The 15,156-nt window shown below is 62.0% G+C and carries 12 protein-coding genes; 5 read left to right on the forward strand and 7 right to left on the reverse strand.

What is annotated here, in order from left to right; translation table 11 throughout:
- Nucleotides 1–316 precede the first annotated feature (316 nt).
- Nucleotides 317–643 (reverse strand): hypothetical protein, encoded by a 327-nt coding sequence (locus FOM02_RS28420; RefSeq protein ID WP_159073927.1) that lies wholly within the window; start codon nt 641–643, stop codon nt 317–319.
- Between FOM02_RS28420 and FOM02_RS28425 the strand changes: the two genes are divergently transcribed.
- On the forward strand, nt 629–1,396 hold the full coding sequence (locus FOM02_RS28425; RefSeq protein WP_159073928.1) for a class I SAM-dependent methyltransferase: 768 nt from the start codon (nt 629–631) through the stop codon (nt 1,394–1,396). The two genes, FOM02_RS28420 and FOM02_RS28425, sit on opposite strands and share 15 nt — an antisense overlap.
- A 24-nt stretch (nt 1,397–1,420) precedes the next feature.
- Here the strand turns inward: FOM02_RS28425 and FOM02_RS28430 are convergent, their stop codons facing one another.
- The 3 genes from FOM02_RS28430 to FOM02_RS28440 all read right to left on the reverse strand — a co-directional run bounded on the left by FOM02_RS28430 (nt 1,421) and on the right by FOM02_RS28440 (nt 5,189).
- Nucleotides 1,421–2,836: a hypothetical protein gene (locus FOM02_RS28430; RefSeq protein WP_028146266.1), complete on the reverse strand. Its 1,416-nt coding sequence runs from the start codon at nt 2,834–2,836 to the stop codon at nt 1,421–1,423.
- Nucleotides 2,833–4,107, reverse strand: a complete 1,275-nt coding sequence (locus FOM02_RS28435) for a hypothetical protein (protein WP_028146265.1) — start codon at nt 4,105–4,107, stop codon at nt 2,833–2,835. The genes FOM02_RS28430 and FOM02_RS28435 overlap by 4 nt, the downstream gene beginning before the upstream one ends.
- Before the next feature lie 107 nt (nt 4,108–4,214).
- Nucleotides 4,215–5,189, reverse strand: coding sequence for a peptidylprolyl isomerase (locus FOM02_RS28440; protein WP_084334359.1), 975 nt, complete (start codon nt 5,187–5,189; stop codon nt 4,215–4,217).
- 153 nt (nt 5,190–5,342) lie between these two features.
- Between FOM02_RS28440 and FOM02_RS28445 the strand changes: the two genes are divergently transcribed.
- Together FOM02_RS28445 and FOM02_RS28450 are read left to right on the forward strand one after the other, a co-directional pair.
- Nucleotides 5,343–5,576, forward strand: a complete 234-nt coding sequence (locus FOM02_RS28445; protein WP_141263014.1) for a hypothetical protein — start codon at nt 5,343–5,345, stop codon at nt 5,574–5,576.
- A 77-nt stretch (nt 5,577–5,653) separates the two neighbouring features.
- Complete coding sequence (locus tag FOM02_RS28450) at nt 5,654–7,546, forward strand: substrate-binding domain-containing protein (protein ID WP_265440316.1); 1,893 nt, start codon at nt 5,654–5,656, stop codon at nt 7,544–7,546.
- Here FOM02_RS28450 and FOM02_RS28455 read toward each other — a convergent pair.
- The gene (locus FOM02_RS28455; protein WP_084334363.1) at nt 7,507–8,718 is read right to left on the reverse strand and encodes an alpha/beta fold hydrolase; all 1,212 of its coding nucleotides are present in this window, start codon (nt 8,716–8,718) and stop codon (nt 7,507–7,509) included. The genes FOM02_RS28450 and FOM02_RS28455 overlap by 40 nt on opposite strands.
- 127 nt (nt 8,719–8,845) lie before the next feature.
- Between FOM02_RS28455 and FOM02_RS28460 the strand changes: the two genes are divergently transcribed.
- Nucleotides 8,846–10,081 carry a glycosyltransferase gene (locus FOM02_RS28460; protein ID WP_231164047.1) on the forward strand — a complete coding sequence of 412 codons (1,236 nt, stop codon included), beginning with the start codon at nt 8,846–8,848 and terminating at the stop codon, nt 10,079–10,081.
- Between the two features lie 84 nt (nt 10,082–10,165).
- On the opposite strand, the gene FOM02_RS28465 is transcribed toward FOM02_RS28460, so the two are convergent.
- Both FOM02_RS28465 and FOM02_RS28470 read right to left on the reverse strand, forming a co-directional pair.
- A complete protein-coding gene (locus FOM02_RS28465) occupies nt 10,166–11,188 on the reverse strand; it encodes a methyltransferase domain-containing protein (RefSeq protein ID WP_159073929.1) in 1,023 nt (340 codons plus the stop codon).
- A gap of 112 nt (nt 11,189–11,300) precedes the next feature.
- A complete protein-coding gene (locus FOM02_RS28470; protein WP_265440318.1) occupies nt 11,301–13,097 on the reverse strand; it encodes a carbamoyltransferase in 1,797 nt (598 codons plus the stop codon).
- Between the two features lie 456 nt (nt 13,098–13,553).
- Between FOM02_RS28470 and FOM02_RS28475 the strand changes: the two genes are divergently transcribed.
- Nucleotides 13,554–15,008 (forward strand): sugar transferase, encoded by a 1,455-nt coding sequence (locus FOM02_RS28475; RefSeq protein WP_084334367.1) that lies wholly within the window; start codon nt 13,554–13,556, stop codon nt 15,006–15,008.
- The last annotated feature ends 148 nt before the right edge of the window (nt 15,009–15,156 follow it).

Raw genomic sequence — 15,156 nt, forward strand, 5'->3', positions numbered from 1 at the left:
CACGTCTCCCAGCCGTTGCGCGGCCACGCCCTTCAATGCAGAACGACCCGCGGACATCGATCGCCGATCGGTACGATCATTAGACGAGCGCCGTGACATGGCGGCGAAATCGCAACAACGAGATCGCTATTTTACATCCGCTCCCGCAAGTTATGTTATACATGATATCATTTTCTATTACGATCTCGAGGCGCTTGTCGGGCGGGTTGACCTCCTTTTTGGCCGCATGAACGATCTGGGTCTGCCGGCGGCGAGCCGTGACCGCATGCCGCGTTCGCTACGAGGTGATCCCCGCAATCTCATGGCATGTTACTGGTTATATGATTGTCATCCCGCGTGTGATAGAAGCTGGTCGCGCGACCAGATCGGCGGCTTCGCGGTCGTCTTCGCGCCACGGAATGCCGCTGGTTGGGCAAAAGCACGAGCGATGTCGTCGACGTGCGACACCGCGACCAGACTCCAGGAATGGCCAGATCCCATGAATGTCGCCGCTCGTCGATTCCAAACCAAGGACGTTTGCCCGTTGTGTCATTCCAACGATCTGGGCGATCACCTCATGCTCGACGGCATCAGAGTTGCGCACTGCAATGCATGCGACTTCATGTTCTCGCGCGAAACGATGCAGGCCGTGGCCATCGATCAATTCTACATCGACGGTTATCACGACCAGCGCCACATGGATGGGCAACGGGTCAACGCGACCATCAACATCAACGTGCTGCGCCGGTTCTGCCCGCAGCTCTCTGGCCGTTCGCTGCTGGACGTCGGCTCGGGATACGGCTTCCTGCTCGACAAGGCGCGCGACTGCGCGAGCATCGCCGGGGTCGAATTGTCGCGGGCACAATATGACTATTCGACCAAGACGCTTGGGCTGAAGACCTATCGCAGCCTCGACGATCTCGCGGCCGAAGACCGCTTCGACATCATCACCCTGTTCGAAGTGATCGAGCACATCCCTGAACCGCGCGAGTTCGTCTTGCGGATATGCGAGCATCTCAAGCCTGGCGGCTCGCTCATCATCGGCACCGATAATTTCGCCTCGAATGTCGTCAAAGTACTCGGCGGACAATTCCCGAAATGGATCCCGCATGAGCATGTCAGCTTCTTCACCGGCACGACGCTGACCGGAATGCTGGAGCGGCTGGGACCGTTGAAACTCGCGGGCGTACGCTCGTTCACGCCATGGGAATTGCAGGCGCGACGATTGATGTTCAGCGCGACGGCGGGGCGCAAGGGCGGCAAGACCTACAGCTACGAGACCGAGCGCAATGTCGACGAGGCGGCAGGATATCGCTTCTTTCCGCTCCGCATCGCGATCAACCGCATCTGGTTTGCTCTCGCGAGTGGATCGAACCTCAACGGCGAGATGATGTACATCCACACGATCAAGAGATGATCGTTGCGTTGCCGCGGCGGTCGGTCACGACCGTCGGCACATGACGCGCGTCAGCACTGCCAGGATGATCATTTCGACGAATGTCAGCCCAACCACCGAGCCGAGCGAGCCGCGGACCAGGATGGGCGCCGACGCCATGAAGACGAACGCGCGCAGATCCAGCCCGTGAACGAGAACCGCTCGCTTGATCCCGAAGAATGTGAGGAGGAACGACACAAATAACGCTCCGATGGCAACGCCGACGATGCCGAGATCGGCGTAGAAATCGCCCGCAACGAAGCCCGACAGGTTCGGCGTTCCGGCCGTCCCGAGGTCGGCCAGGACAAGCCCCATGTCGCTGGCCAGAATGGTCTCCTTCCCCGGCCAGAGACTGCGTGGCACGAAGAACAACACCAGGCCCAGCGTCTTGGTCCCCCAGAAAAAGTCCGACAGCTCCAGATAGCGCACTTCGTAAACGAGCATGTCAAGCACATCGAGGCCGGGGATCGTGAGCACGCTCGAGAAGTCGACGGCTTCGACGGCCTCGGCAAGCGAGGCGCCGGACCTCGACGTGAGATTGAGCATCGGCATGAGAACCACGAGGCCGACCAGCACGCCCAGATAGAACGTCTTGATGCCGAGTCTGCCGGAGATGAAGACCAGAACGATCGGCAGCCAGGCCATCAGGAAATAGAACCGCGCCGTATTGTACGGATTCTGGGCAATAAAGAGCATGGCGAGCGCAAGTGAGGTCGAAATGGCGACGACCACCGGGCGGGCATTTTGCCGGTAAGGCATGAACTTCGCGTGGACGCAGATCAAGAGGCAGGCCACCATCTGCAATGCCAGCGCGGAGGCGCCTGCCGTTCCCATGGCGCCGTTGTCCGACAGTTCCTTGGAATATCGATCCGCCAGGACGTTTCCCATGCCTCCTTGGGCGACCACGAACATGGCAAAACCGAGCACGCAGAGCACGAGCAGCACAGGCAGCGCATTGTCTTTCAACCGATAGCGCACGGGCTCCGACGCCGATACGAGCCGCCTGACCAGGACGCGCGTTACGGTAGCGGTCAGGAGGAAGACGAAGACGACGACGAACGCCATTGCGATCTCGCCGTTGGTGAAAAAGAACCCGGTGACCGGTCCTTCGTTCTCGAAATGCCCGAACCTGAGAGTCTGGCAGGGAGCGATCACGAAGAACACGTACATCAGCAGCCAAAGCATGTCCTCTACGCTCGCGCAGGATCGTCGTATTCGCAAGATGTTGTAGCAACAGATCAAGAACGATGGAAACGTCAGCGCTGCGACGAATTTGTCCGCCGCGAACAGCACGTTCAAAGCGTAGTACCCGACGAAGAAGGTCAGCCTCAGGACCGTCGCAGAGGCGACGAGCCGATGTCCTTGCAGCGCCGCAGGCTTGCCGGCGAGGCTGCGCAACCTTGCATCGGCTGCCGCAATCACGGCTGCGGCCCCATCGCCGCAACCCGCTGCCTGGATCTCCCCAGCCGCAGCGCGAGCAGCAGGATGCCGAGCAAGGTCGATACGATGTCGGCCGCGATGAAAGCGTATACGCCCAAGCTGTCCAGCAGGACGTAGCTGGCCGCAACCCCGACGAGGTGGAAGATCGCGATATCCAGTGCAAGACCCTCATAGGCCCCGCTTGCGGCCAACCCCTGCATCATCATGATCACCGCGGTGACAGTCAGGATTGCCGGTGAAAACGCGCTCAGGAGCGGTGCGACCGCGCTGAACCGGCTCTCCGGGAATTGTGCCGCGACCAGTCCTGCCGTCGACACCGCCGCCGTGAAGGCAAGTCCCGTAGCGGCCACCAATTTCTGCGCCCGGAAGACCGTCGCCAACGGATTCTCGTTATGACCGGACATGCAAGCAACCAAGGTCGGGAATTCGACCCGTTGCACGAATGCGATGACCTGAAGAGCTCCCGTGATTATCTGCTTGGCGTAGAGAAAGAGAGCCGTCGTCTCGGCACCGAGCCAAGCCGCGCTCAACACCACTTGCGCACGGCCATAGAGTTGTGCCGGCAAGTGGACACAGAGCATGGCCCCACCTTCCCGCGCTGCCCTCCGCAGGCCGCTCAACGTCGTGGTCCGCGCATGCGGCCGCCAGCCGAGATTGCCGAGCGCAATCCACTGCGTCGCAACCATCAGCAGGCATCCAGCCGAAAAAGCGGCGCCGAGAGCGGCGCCCGCGGCATCCGGCGAGGCGTGTCTGGCAGCGATAACCAGGACGAGAGCCGAACTTGCATAAGGGAATGCCGCACTCATTCCGCTGATACCGCTGAACTTGAATCCATCCAGCAATCCGGCCGTATTCCAGGCGACGAACATCAGGCCGGGCGCCGCGGAGAGCGCATAGTTGCTGGAGAATCCGTCTGGCGCGAAAGCAAATGCATAGATGCTCGCCGCGACGGCCAGAGTGAGCGCAAGAAGCAAACGAAATACGGTCGTGTCCCAAAACGCTTTCGAGAGATCCTGAGCGCCGGTCTCGCGGCAAGATGACGCCGCGTGGCGCGCCAGCGTGGTGCTCGAGCCCGCATCGACGACGAGGCTGCCAAGCACGGCAAACAGGAAATGAGTCCCGAAGGACGCGAGCAAACGATACTCGCCGACGGCTATCAACCAGGTTTGGGCAAGGAACACGGCTCCCTGTCCGAAGCCGTATCCGCCGAACAGGAGGCCGATATTGGCGGCCGCCGACAACCGTGCCTTCACTGGCAATTCCTGTTTCCGCATCCTTCCGGGACGATCGACCGAAACCGCTGACGCTCCGGTCTAATCGTCCCTACCCGCACTGTTCGGCGCGACCGCGCGATGCGCCGTTAGTTCGGCGCCTTCACCTTGGCGTCTTCACTCGGCGTCTTGGCGGCCTGGTCCTGCGGCTGCTCGAGGCTATCCATCCGCTCGATTTTCGCGTCCGCCCGCAGCTTCTCCATCGCCGCTAGTTGAGCCTTCCGCCCGACGACCACGGCGAACTTTTCCCGTACGATGTTAAATTCCAGCGGCTTGCGCGCCTGCTTGTCCTCGATCTTGAGAACCTCCCAGCCCTGCTCGGTCCTGATCGGAGCTGTCGTGCTTCCGACCTCGGTCGCGAACGCGACTTTCGCAATTTCCGGCTTCATCTGCTGGCGATCCAAGTAGCCCACTTCCTTGAGCGTGGCCGGCAGAGACGTTCCCGTCATCTCCTCGGCGACCTTGGCGAACTCCTCGCCCTTCTTGACGCGGGCGGCGGCCTCATTGGCACGGTCCTCTGCGGTCTTGACCGCCTTTTCATCGTTGGTCGCGTCGACTTTGAAGAGCATGGTCCGCATGCGGATTTGGGGCTCGCTCGTGTCCTTGACCACCTGATCGTATGCCGCACGAACCGAATCGTCCGTGATGGCAGACTGCGCGACGGTGCCCAGCCAGCTCTCCATCAGCGCCTTCTTGCGCAGGAAATCGAAATTGCGCTGCAGGGCAGCCTCATCCACTTTCAGATCCCTCTTCTGCGCATCCTTCGACATCAACGCGACGTCGATGAGGTACTGCACCAGAAAGTCGCGACGCGCCTTTTCATCCAGTCCTTTCAAGTCGTGCGCAAACATCTGCTGGGCCAATTCGTAGTCGCGGCCGTCGATCACCACGCCGTCAACCTTCGCGATGATCAGGTCGCCGACCTTGGCGACGACCGTCTGGCTTGACTGTGCATAGCCGGATCCGCTCGCGGCCCAAAGGCTCGTCGCGACTGCGAGTCCCACTACCATTCGAGAATACACACCAGACGACTGCTGGCGGCGACCACGACAGAGAACCATCATACCCTCGATCAGATTTCGAAATGCATCATCGCGGGCTGCGCGGCAGAACGCGATGCCGCTGCAACTGCAGCCGGTCGTACCCGCTCGGCATGACCAGGATGCGTCTGTAATGATCCAAGCCTGACGCTAATATAATGCGGAGAAGAATGATTTGTGACCATCAACTCCCGTTATGTTATTCGCTCACGATCGACGTTGCCGGCGCAATGCGGAAATCGGAAGCCGCAGCAATTGCATCGCACGAAATTGCGAACGCCGGCGCAGCGTGATTCGCAGCAAGGCAAGGCGAATGCGACGTTGTTTTGCTTTCAGCGCCACCGCGAAAATTTCACGACAGCGCACGCGAGCGCGGTGAAAACGCAAGGAGTCCTGCACATCGATAAATGATGTTATCGAGTTCACAAATGTAACGTTAAAACATAACAAAGCCTGACTAGGGTCCGCCGCGCCCGATACGATGCCCGTTGGGGGAAAAGGTCGGGAGCTTAGAAATTGAACAGGAGTCTCTAATGAGAAACTGGAAAGCGTATTTGCTGGCCACGGCTGCCATCGGCACTTGCGGCCTGGCTGCGCCGGCTCAAGCTCAGCTGGTTTACGCGGGAGGTGCGTCGTTCCCTGCACCGGTGTATCGCTATCTCTTTGACTGCCATTCGGTGCAAGTCGACGGTAACCCCGGCGGCCCGACCTGGCCGTACCCCGGTGGTGCGTTCGAGCCCGCCTATCCGATCCACCCGTCGTGCCCGAGCGCGACTGGCGACTTCAGCGGCCTGTTCATGCAGATCCTCTACGTTCCGGTTGGCTCCGGCGGTGGCAAGCGCGCGCTGATCGCTCATGACGGCTCTTCCAACGCGACCGGTTTCGGTGCTGCGCCCGCCGTTCACCTGCCGATCGTCTCGAGCTGGATTCCCGGCTGGACCGACAAGTACGGCTATCCGTCCGTGCAGTTCGTCGGCAGCGACGACGTCTGGAATGCGACCGACGCGACCAACTACGTCAACTCCGGCAACCAGGCCAAGTACGGCAATATCATTCAGATGCCGGCCATGGCTGGCGCTGTCGTGATCGCGTTCAACGGCAACGACGGCAACGGCACGCCGCTCAACATCCAGAACTCGGTTCCGGCCGGCGCTACCGCCGACAAGGCCACGTTCGGCTATCCGGGCAACTACTCCGGTCTGAACCTGACCCGCAAGGCGCTGTGCGGCATCTTCACCGGCCACATCACCGCCTGGAACGACCCCGAGCTGAAGAAGTCAAACAACAACGTTCAGCTCGGCACCGGCGCGATCAAGGTCGTGCACCGCTCCGACGGCAGCGGCACGAACTTCCTGTTCGTCAATGCCCTGTATCGGCAGTGCCAGGGTGTCACTGGCCCGCTCAACACGACCGACGCGCTCAGTGCAACCCCGTCCACCCGCTCGTGGGAGTTTCGGTTCAGCGACCGCACCAACGCGGCCTGCCCCGACGCTCTCTACCGCGCGAGCAACCTGACCAACTGGCCGGACTTCACCAATGACACCTGCTCGCCGGCTCAGCCTCTCAACAACAATCCCGGCGGCGGCACCTTCATCGCCGGCAACACCAATGGCGGCGTCAAGACCGCGATCGAAAGCAACAACGGTGCGATCGGCTACTCCACCACTGACTTCTCGCAGCCGGTTCTCTCGACCGGCATGAAGGTCGCCAACGTCCAGTCGCAGTATGACGTGGACAACAACACGGGCGCCTTCCAGTGGCCGTCGCCGACCCGCATCAAGAACTCGATGGCTGCCGTCAACCCGATCCTGCCGGACGCCAATGCGATCGCCAACCCGCTGAACTGGAGCTCGCAGTCTCAGGTTCCGAACCCGGCCACGCCGAATTCGTACCCGATCGCTGGCTTCACCTGGCTCGACATGTACCAGTGCTACAGCCAGACGCGTGACAGTGGCCTCGGCGCTGGCACGTTCCAGAACCTGTTCAACTACATCGGGTTCCACTACTACGACGCGGCCGCGACTGCGATCCTCAATTCGCAGGGCTTCTCGGCGATCCCGAACACCTGGCGCGACCCGATCATCCCGCTCATCACGGGCGGCCCGTCGATGATGGGTAATGCCGGTGATCCGAGCAACCCGGGCTCTCGAGCAAGCAGGGCGCCTGATCTGCCGTTCAAGGCCTCCTTCAAACGAGGCATGTGCACCCGGCTTCGGCCGGGTGCATTTTTTTTGTTCTCCTCGGACACATGCGTGGTTCGGCCGCGCAGGATCAAGCCAGCCATTCGGCCGCGCGACGCCGGGCCGCGGACCGTATGGACGTATTCCAGACGGCATGCGCCTTACGACAGGCGGATGGAAATCTCGGCTGCCAGTCCGTGAACGAAAGGCGGGAAGATCATGTTGGCGTGGTTCCCGTCGACTTCGACCACTTCGAGCTCCGGCACCTTCGGCCGCCATGTTTCGACGGGATCGACGAGATCCCGTTTGGCCGACTCCCACGACTTGAACAGCACGACGGGAAAATCGACCACGGGCGGCACGTAGCGTTCGTAGGCGACGAGCGCGAGGTCCTTGACCACCTTGATCCTGTCGTCGAGTGAGGATTCGTAATAGCGCGTGAATTCGGCACCGTAGGTGAATTGGCCTATCAGGCGGCGGATCAGCGGGCGCACGATATTGAGCAGTGTCTGCCAGCGCTGCTCCGACGGCGCCTCGAATAGTCCCAACACGCGCAACTGCGAACGCCGGGCCACGTATCGCAATCGTGTCTTCAACGACCAGTGTCGTTCCACGACGTTGGTGTCGATGAGGCCGACCAATCCAAGCTTTCGATTGTCCGAGCGCAGGGCCCTCGCCATCTCGATCGCGATCTCGCCGCCCATCGAGTATCCAACGAGATTGACCGGCTCGGCGTGATCGCCGGCGAGGTGCCTGACGTACCAGGCTGCCGTCGCCTCAATCGACTCGAAACGCGGTGTGTCGCCCTCGAAGCCGGGCGGCTGAAAACCCCAGATCTTGCCGGGGAATGATGACGACGCCCGCGCTAGCGCGACGACTTCAAACAGAGTCCCGCGAACGCCGGCAATCAGATAGAGCGGCGGGCGATCGTCGCCATCCTTCAGCAGCAGCAACGGCGAGGGCTCGGGCCACCGATCCGTCGCGATCGCCTCCGCAATGGCGTCCGGCGTGCCCAGTCTCAACGCAGTGCCAATCGGAATCCTCTTGCCCAGCGACCATTCAATCTCATCCAGCAAACGAACCACCCGCCTCACGCCGATCCCTATGTGGCGAAGATCGGCATTCGCCTGCTGTCCCTTCGGACCCGTGGTGCGCTGCCAGATCGCGAGGACCGTCTCCTTGACGGAAAGTGATTGCCGTACCGGCGCCGACCCGACCCGTGCGTTGGGTGTCATTGCGTCGCTCATCATCGCATCCTTTTGCCGGCAAACCGCCCAGCCATCCCGCCGGTTTGCGCGGCCCCAGCCCGTCCGTCGCGATGCTCCCGGCGACCCCCGCAAGTGTTGCCAGCGCACCGTGATGGCAGCCCTCATTGACAGTCTGATGAATCCGGCCGTGCCGGGAGCGCCGCTCGGCGCAATCCTTCATACGGCAGCGATCATTTTGGTATCGCTTATCCATCCATATGTCGTAGCATCATATCCGGATGTGAAGCCTTCAATGAAATCATCATTGCGCATTCTCGAGATCATAGCATCGGTCGACCCTCGCGGCGGCGGGGCGATCGAGGGCCTGTTGCGCCAGGCGGAGGCCCGGCGCGCGTACGGAATGGACACGCACATCGTCAGCCTCGACGGCCCGGACGACCCCTGGGTCCGCGAATGTCCGGTGCCGACCTTCGCAGTTGGGAGCGGCATGCTGAGCCGTCCATCCGGGCCTTTCAACTGGCTGTGGACCCACTACGGCTATGCGCCCAAATTCTCGCCGTGGCTCAGAGCGCATGCCGGCGACTACGACATCGCGGTCGTCAACGGACTTTGGAATCATTCGAGCTTCGGAGCGCGGCAGGTTCTGCCACGATCCTGCATTCCCTACGTCGTATTTGCCCACGGCATGCTGGATCCATGGGCGCGCGGAGGCCTGAAGCATGCGATGAAGCAGGCGCTCTGGGCCTTCTCCGAGGGCCCGCTGCTGAAGAATGCAGACGCCGTGCTGTTCACCACCGAAGACGAAATGATACGGGCCCGCAATACGTTCTGGCCCTACCATGTCCGCGAGCGGATCGTCGGCTATGGCACTGCGGACATCCAGGGGGATTGCCAGCAGCAGATCAGCGCCTTCCGCGGATCCTTACCTGCTCTCGGCGACCGGCCGTTCCTGCTGTTTCTCGGTCGTATCCATCCCAAGAAAGGTTGCGACCTCTTGGTCACGGCGTTTTCCAGGATCGCCGCCGAGCATCCCGAACTTGATCTCGTCATCGCGGGCCCGGATCAGATCGGATGGCGGGGACAACTCGAGGCCCAGGCACGAGCGGCCGGCATTGAACGTCGTATCCATTGGCCGGGCGCGGTGTTCGGCGACGTCAAATGGGGCGCCCTGCGCGCCTGCGATGCTTTCGTGCTGCCGTCGCATCAGGAGAACTTCGGTGTTGCGGTCGCGGAGACGCTTGCGGCCGGCAAGCCGGTCCTGATTACCGACAAGGTCAATATCTGGCGCGAGGTCAAGTCGGACGCCGCCGGACTGATCGCAACGGATGACGCCGCCGGCGTCTGCGACATGTTGGCGCGCTTCGTTTCGATGCCTCAGTCCGCAAGGACTGTTATGGGCGCGGCCGCCCGCGACTGCTTCTTGCGCCGCTTCGAGATCGGCATCCCGGCCAGGCAGCTTGGCCGCCTGCTCTCCGAGATCGCGATGGCTCACGGTCGGACAATCGAAACGGCCAAGGCGATGTTGTGAAAGGCAACGCCATAACTGGCATTGCCGTCGACATTGCTGACCGCCGCTCCCACCAGCGATCGGCCCGGCGAAGCCTGCACGCGGTCAGGCCGCGCGGCGCGAATTCACGTAGAGGCTGTCGGCAACGTTGAGCAGACCGGGAAGCGCCCTGGACACACCGCGCAGGGCTTCCGATGCGTCGACGACCAACCTCTTCGAGAGCGGCAAGAACTTCCGATCAGATGCCTGAACGCCAAGCCCGAAGAAGCCGTCGATGCTGAGCTCACTCGGGCCGAAGCTCGAGGCGAACAGGTTTCGGAGATATCCGGGTGAATAATACCGAACGTCGAAGCCGGTGCCGGACCTGAATCCGCGCCGCGCCTGATGATAGAGGCAACGGATGCCGAACTTGTTCGGCATTTGCATCAGCAGAGACGCATCCTTCTTAGAGACCTTCGCAGCCTCGCGAACAGCGAGCTCGGCGTTCTCGTAGGAGAAGTGCTGCAGCACGCTGTTGGAATAGATGTGGTTGAACGTGCCGGGGGCGAAGGGAAGCCGCAACGCAGTGCCGACCACGAATGTCACGTCGAGCCCCAGCTTCTGCGTCAGACGTTTGGCCGCCAGGACGCCGCCCAGCGATGGATCGATACCGACGACCGAATATCCCTTCCGTGCGGCCGCAACCGACCACCTCCCCCAGCTGCAGCCGATGTCCAGCAACAGGCCCTCACCCTGCGGCAAGCGGATCTGCGGGATAGGCACCTCCTGGAGAGTTCCAGCGAGATCGCCGTACAAGTAGCCATTCGTGGCAATCATCAAGAAGGAAATGACGGGATCGACCTTCTCCTCGCCCGCGCGACGCAAACGCTCCTTCAGCGCCGGCAACTCGTGCGGCAGCACAGCCACGGTCTCGGCCTGGTATGGATCCTCGGGATGCTTGCGCGCCGCCTCGTAGGACGCCTTGACGACCCACAGCGTCGGGTCGTCGGTATTAGACAGCAGCACGGGAACGCCACGAACGATCGGATATTCCCTGCCGGATTTGGATATCAGCAGATCGCCGCGGCGCGTGAGTTCGTCTCCATTCACCGGACAACGAAGGCTCGGTAGAATCTTTTCCAGTGACATTCCATCATTCCTCATTGTCGCTAACGCTGCTTCGCGGCGATGCTCACATATCGTCGGTACCGACGCAGGCGGCCCTGCCTCCGCAAAGGAGATCGAGCCGCATGACGGAGCATCAAGTCGCCGCAGCTTCCTGCGACCTACACACGTCGCGCACGAGCGCCTCATGCTCCGGCTTTGCGACGATGTAATTCCCAAGACACAGCGCATCCAGTCCGGTTCGCACGAAGCAGCTCACGGCCTGCTCCGGCGTGTCGACGATCGGCTCGTTTTCGTTGAAGCTGGTGTTGAGAACGATCGGAATGCCGGACTGCCGTCCGAACGCCTCGATCAGGTCAAAGTACAGCGGGTTCGTCTCGCGCTCGATGCTCTGGAGACGGCCGGTGCCGTCGACATGCGTGATGCCGGGGAGCTGATCGCGCCACTCGGGACGCACTTTCACGACGTGCATCATGAACGGACTGAAGACGTCCTGCTCGAAATACTTCCCGACCTCGTGCCGGACGATGGTCGGCGCGAAGGGACGGAATAGCTCGCGGCGCTTGATCTTGGCGTTGATGAGATCCTTGATGTCCGAGCGGGTCGGATCGCCGAGGATCGAACGGTTGCCGAGGGCGCGCGGCCCCCATTCCGACCGGCCCTGATACCAGCCGATCACGAGACCCGCGCGGATCAGCCGGGCTGCCGCCTCGGGGAGCTCGGCGCGGGAGACCTGATGAACGGGGAAGCCGGACGCTTCCGCGGCCTTACGCACGACGCTGTCCGAATATTCCGGGCCCCAATAAGCGTGCTTCATGTAGAAGCGCTCCGACCTGCCGGCCACGTTGTGCCAGGCCCACATGGCAGCCCCGATGCACAGGCCGTCGTCGGATGCGGCCGGCTGGAGATAGACCTTCTCGAACGGGGTATCACGCAGCAGGCGTGCGTTCGCCACGCCATTGAGCGCACATCCGCCGGCATAGGCGATCTGGTTGCTGCGAACTCGATCGTGAAGCTTCTGGAAGCAATCCATCGCGACGTCCTCGAACCGCACCTGGCACGAGCGGGCAATGTCGCGTTCCCGTTGCGTCAGCTCGTCGCCGCGCTTGCGTGGCGGGCCGAGCCGTTCGATCCATTTGTCGGTGTAGAGCGTGCCCGTCACGATCGCGTTGCGCTCGTCCATTCCGCCGCTCTCGCCGCCCGAATGCATCCCGAACCATCCGGGTGCAAGACGGAACCAGCCGTCGTCCGGCGAGCTGACGAGGTCGCGCATGAACTCCGCGTGGGTGTTCTCCCCATACGGGGCAAGGCCCATGACCTTGTATTCCTCGCCGAAGCCGTCGAAGCCGATGTACTGGCAGCAGGCGGTGTAAAAGAAGCCGAGGCTGTTCGGCAGCGACACACGATCGAGCACCTCGATGCGACTGCCCTCGCACCGCGCCGCCATCGCACTGACGAAATCGCCGCTGCTGTCGAAGGAAAAGCCGGCGGTAACGCCCTCGAACGGCGAGCAATAATAGGAACTCGCGATATGCGCGATATGATGCTCCACGTTGACGACCTTGGCCCGAAGCGAGCCAGGCGCCACGCCACAGGCTTCCGCAACCCGGTCGGCAGTTCCCTTCTCGGCATTGGCGCGACGCAGATGCTCAGCGACCGCCTGCGCCCCCTGCCAGGGATTTTGCAGGACATACAGCGCCTTGCTCAATCGATTTTGCTGGGTATCGCGAGGCACCGCGATGAAATCGATGTCCTTGGCGCTCACGCCGCCGATCGCAAGGACGGACCTGATCGCGTTCTCCGGGAACGACGGGTCATGCTTGATGCGACGTGCGAAGCGTTCTTCGGCGACGGCGGCGACGACCTTACCGTCCAGGATCAGCGCGGCCGATGCGTCGGCGTGATTGAAATTCAGCCCCAGGATCGCGGTCATCTGCCCACCCGTCTCCTCTGACGCTCGCCGCACGGCTTCGTGCGTCGGCGCGTGTGTTACGCGGAACGTTATGCGCGAGCCCCGGGCACGCACCTCACAATTGCCAGCACGCTTTCGGTCCTGGCAACGCGGGCACGGGATACACCAGGTCATATTATGTTACGATGACATGAGAGCATCGCCTGCACATCACAGCGTCATCGAACCTCGTGACGCACGTCGCTGCGCATGCGGCATCGCCGGTCGCGCAAATCTGCGCCTGCCGAGGCTTTCGGCGACATGCACCGCCACGACGACTCCACGTGTTCTGTGAACCTCTTTCTAATTGATGTTGTGATGTCGCCCCGATGTCACAGACCAATGTTAATCGAATGTTAACCGTGAAGCAGCCGCCCGGAGCACCTGCTGACGCGGCGAATATCTATTAAATGACAAGGAATTAGACGGTATATTGCCATGAGATCATTGCGCATTCTGCTGGTGGATCTGGCGTTGGTGTCGATCGCGCTGGTCGCCTCGTCGGTGCTCCGCGAAAATCTCGAGTTTTCGAGCGATCATCTTCTGGCTCTGATCCCCTACGGACTTCTCACGATTTCCACAGCCGCGATCGTGCTGCCATTGTCCGGCGTCACCACGGCGGTGTGGCGTTACAGCTCTCCACAGAACTATCGTGACATCGTCGCTGCGGTCATCGCGATCGTAGCCGGTGCCGCCGTACTGACCTTCATCGCCAACCGGCTCGACGGGGTCTCGCGAGCCCTGCCGCTGCTGCAGGTTCTGATCACCGTCACGCTGATGATCGGGGCGCGGATCGGCAGCCGGCTCTGGCACATGCGGCGCTCGCCGCGCGATTGGCCGCGTGACGTGATCGTCCCTGCTGCCGAATCCGTCCTCCTCGTCGGTGTCAACGAGCTCGCCGAACTCTATCTGCACTGCATCACCCGCTATGCGCGCGATCGCGTGCGCGTCGTCGGCCTCCTGGATGCCCAGGCTCGCCGCGGCCTCTCGCTGCTGTCGCATCGCGTGCTCGGCAGCCCCGAAGACGTTGCCGACGTGGTCCGTACGCTCGAAGTGCACGGCGTCGTCATCACGCGGATCGCGCTCGCGGTTCCGCTGCGCGAGCTGTCGATCCAGGCCCGGGAGGCCTTGTTTGCGCTCGAAGCTTCCAACGCGATCCCACTGGAATTCCTCGACCAGAAGATCGCATGGGAACGTCCGAGCCCCGAAGTGGCGCGCGGCGACAATGCGTCGGAGACGCGGGCGCAGACCTACGCATTCAACGCAAAAAGCAACGAGGGCCTCGCGAGTTCGCCCTATCGCACCGTCAAGCGGCTCCTCGACATCGTCCTGGCGACGCTGCTGCTGGTGATGTTGGCGCCCCTGATGGGCCTCGTCGCGATCGTCACGATCGTGGACGTAGGATTTCCGGTGCTGTTCTGGCAGGAGCGTCCCGGGCTCGGCGCCCAGCCGTTCAAGGTCTTCAAGTTCCGCACCATGGCCGCCGCGCATGACGCGCAAGGTCGCCGCAGGCTGGAGTCGCAGCGCATCTCCGCGATCGGCAATGCGCTGCGCCGGACGCGGGTGGACGAGCTGCCCCAGCTGATCAGCATCCTGATGGGCCGCATGTCGTTCGTGGGGCCACGTCCACTGCTTCCGATCGATCAGCCGGCGGATTATTCGGCCCGGCTCCTGGTCCGTCCGGGTCTGACGGGCTGGGCCCAGATCAAGGGCGGACGGGCGATCTCGCCGACCGACAAGGCGGCGCTCGACGTGTGGTACGTCAAGAACATGTCCTTCATGCTCGACCTCAAGATCATGCTCGGCACCGTTCCGATGATCTTGTTCGGCGAGAGGGTCGAGAACGACGCAATCGCGCAGGCATGGCGCGAGCTGGAAAAATCGCAGGCGTAAGGCTGGAACTCACGGAATCACCGCGCCTTCAGTCGTCCATGGCGCGGATCGTCGCGCGTCGTGAAGGCGACATGTTAACATCATAACTTCAATCACAAATTGCCACATCAACCTTCGGATTAAATGTTATGTCACCCGAGTGCCCCGA

This window comes from Bradyrhizobium sp. SEMIA (genome assembly GCF_014844175.1).
Classification (GTDB): domain Bacteria; phylum Pseudomonadota; class Alphaproteobacteria; order Rhizobiales; family Xanthobacteraceae; genus Bradyrhizobium; species Bradyrhizobium arachidis.

Bases quoted from the DNA above. Each gene is read 5' to 3' on its own strand.
- FOM02_RS28475 (WP_084334367.1), top strand. From the start codon at position 13,554: ATGAGATCATTGCGCATTCTGCTGGTGGATCTGGCGTTGGTGTCGATC.
- FOM02_RS28455 (WP_084334363.1), bottom strand. From the start codon at position 8,718: ATGAGGGCTGCCATCACGGTGCGCTGGCAACACTTGCGGGGGTCGCCG.
- FOM02_RS28470 (WP_265440318.1), bottom strand. From the start codon at position 13,097: ATGACCGCGATCCTGGGGCTGAATTTCAATCACGCCGACGCATCGGCC.
- FOM02_RS28440 (WP_084334359.1), bottom strand. From the start codon at position 5,189: ATGATGGTTCTCTGTCGTGGTCGCCGCCAGCAGTCGTCTGGTGTGTAT.
- FOM02_RS28460 (WP_231164047.1), top strand. From the start codon at position 8,846: ATGAAATCATCATTGCGCATTCTCGAGATCATAGCATCGGTCGACCCT.
- FOM02_RS28465 (WP_159073929.1), bottom strand. From the start codon at position 11,188: ATGTCACTGGAAAAGATTCTACCGAGCCTTCGTTGTCCGGTGAATGGA.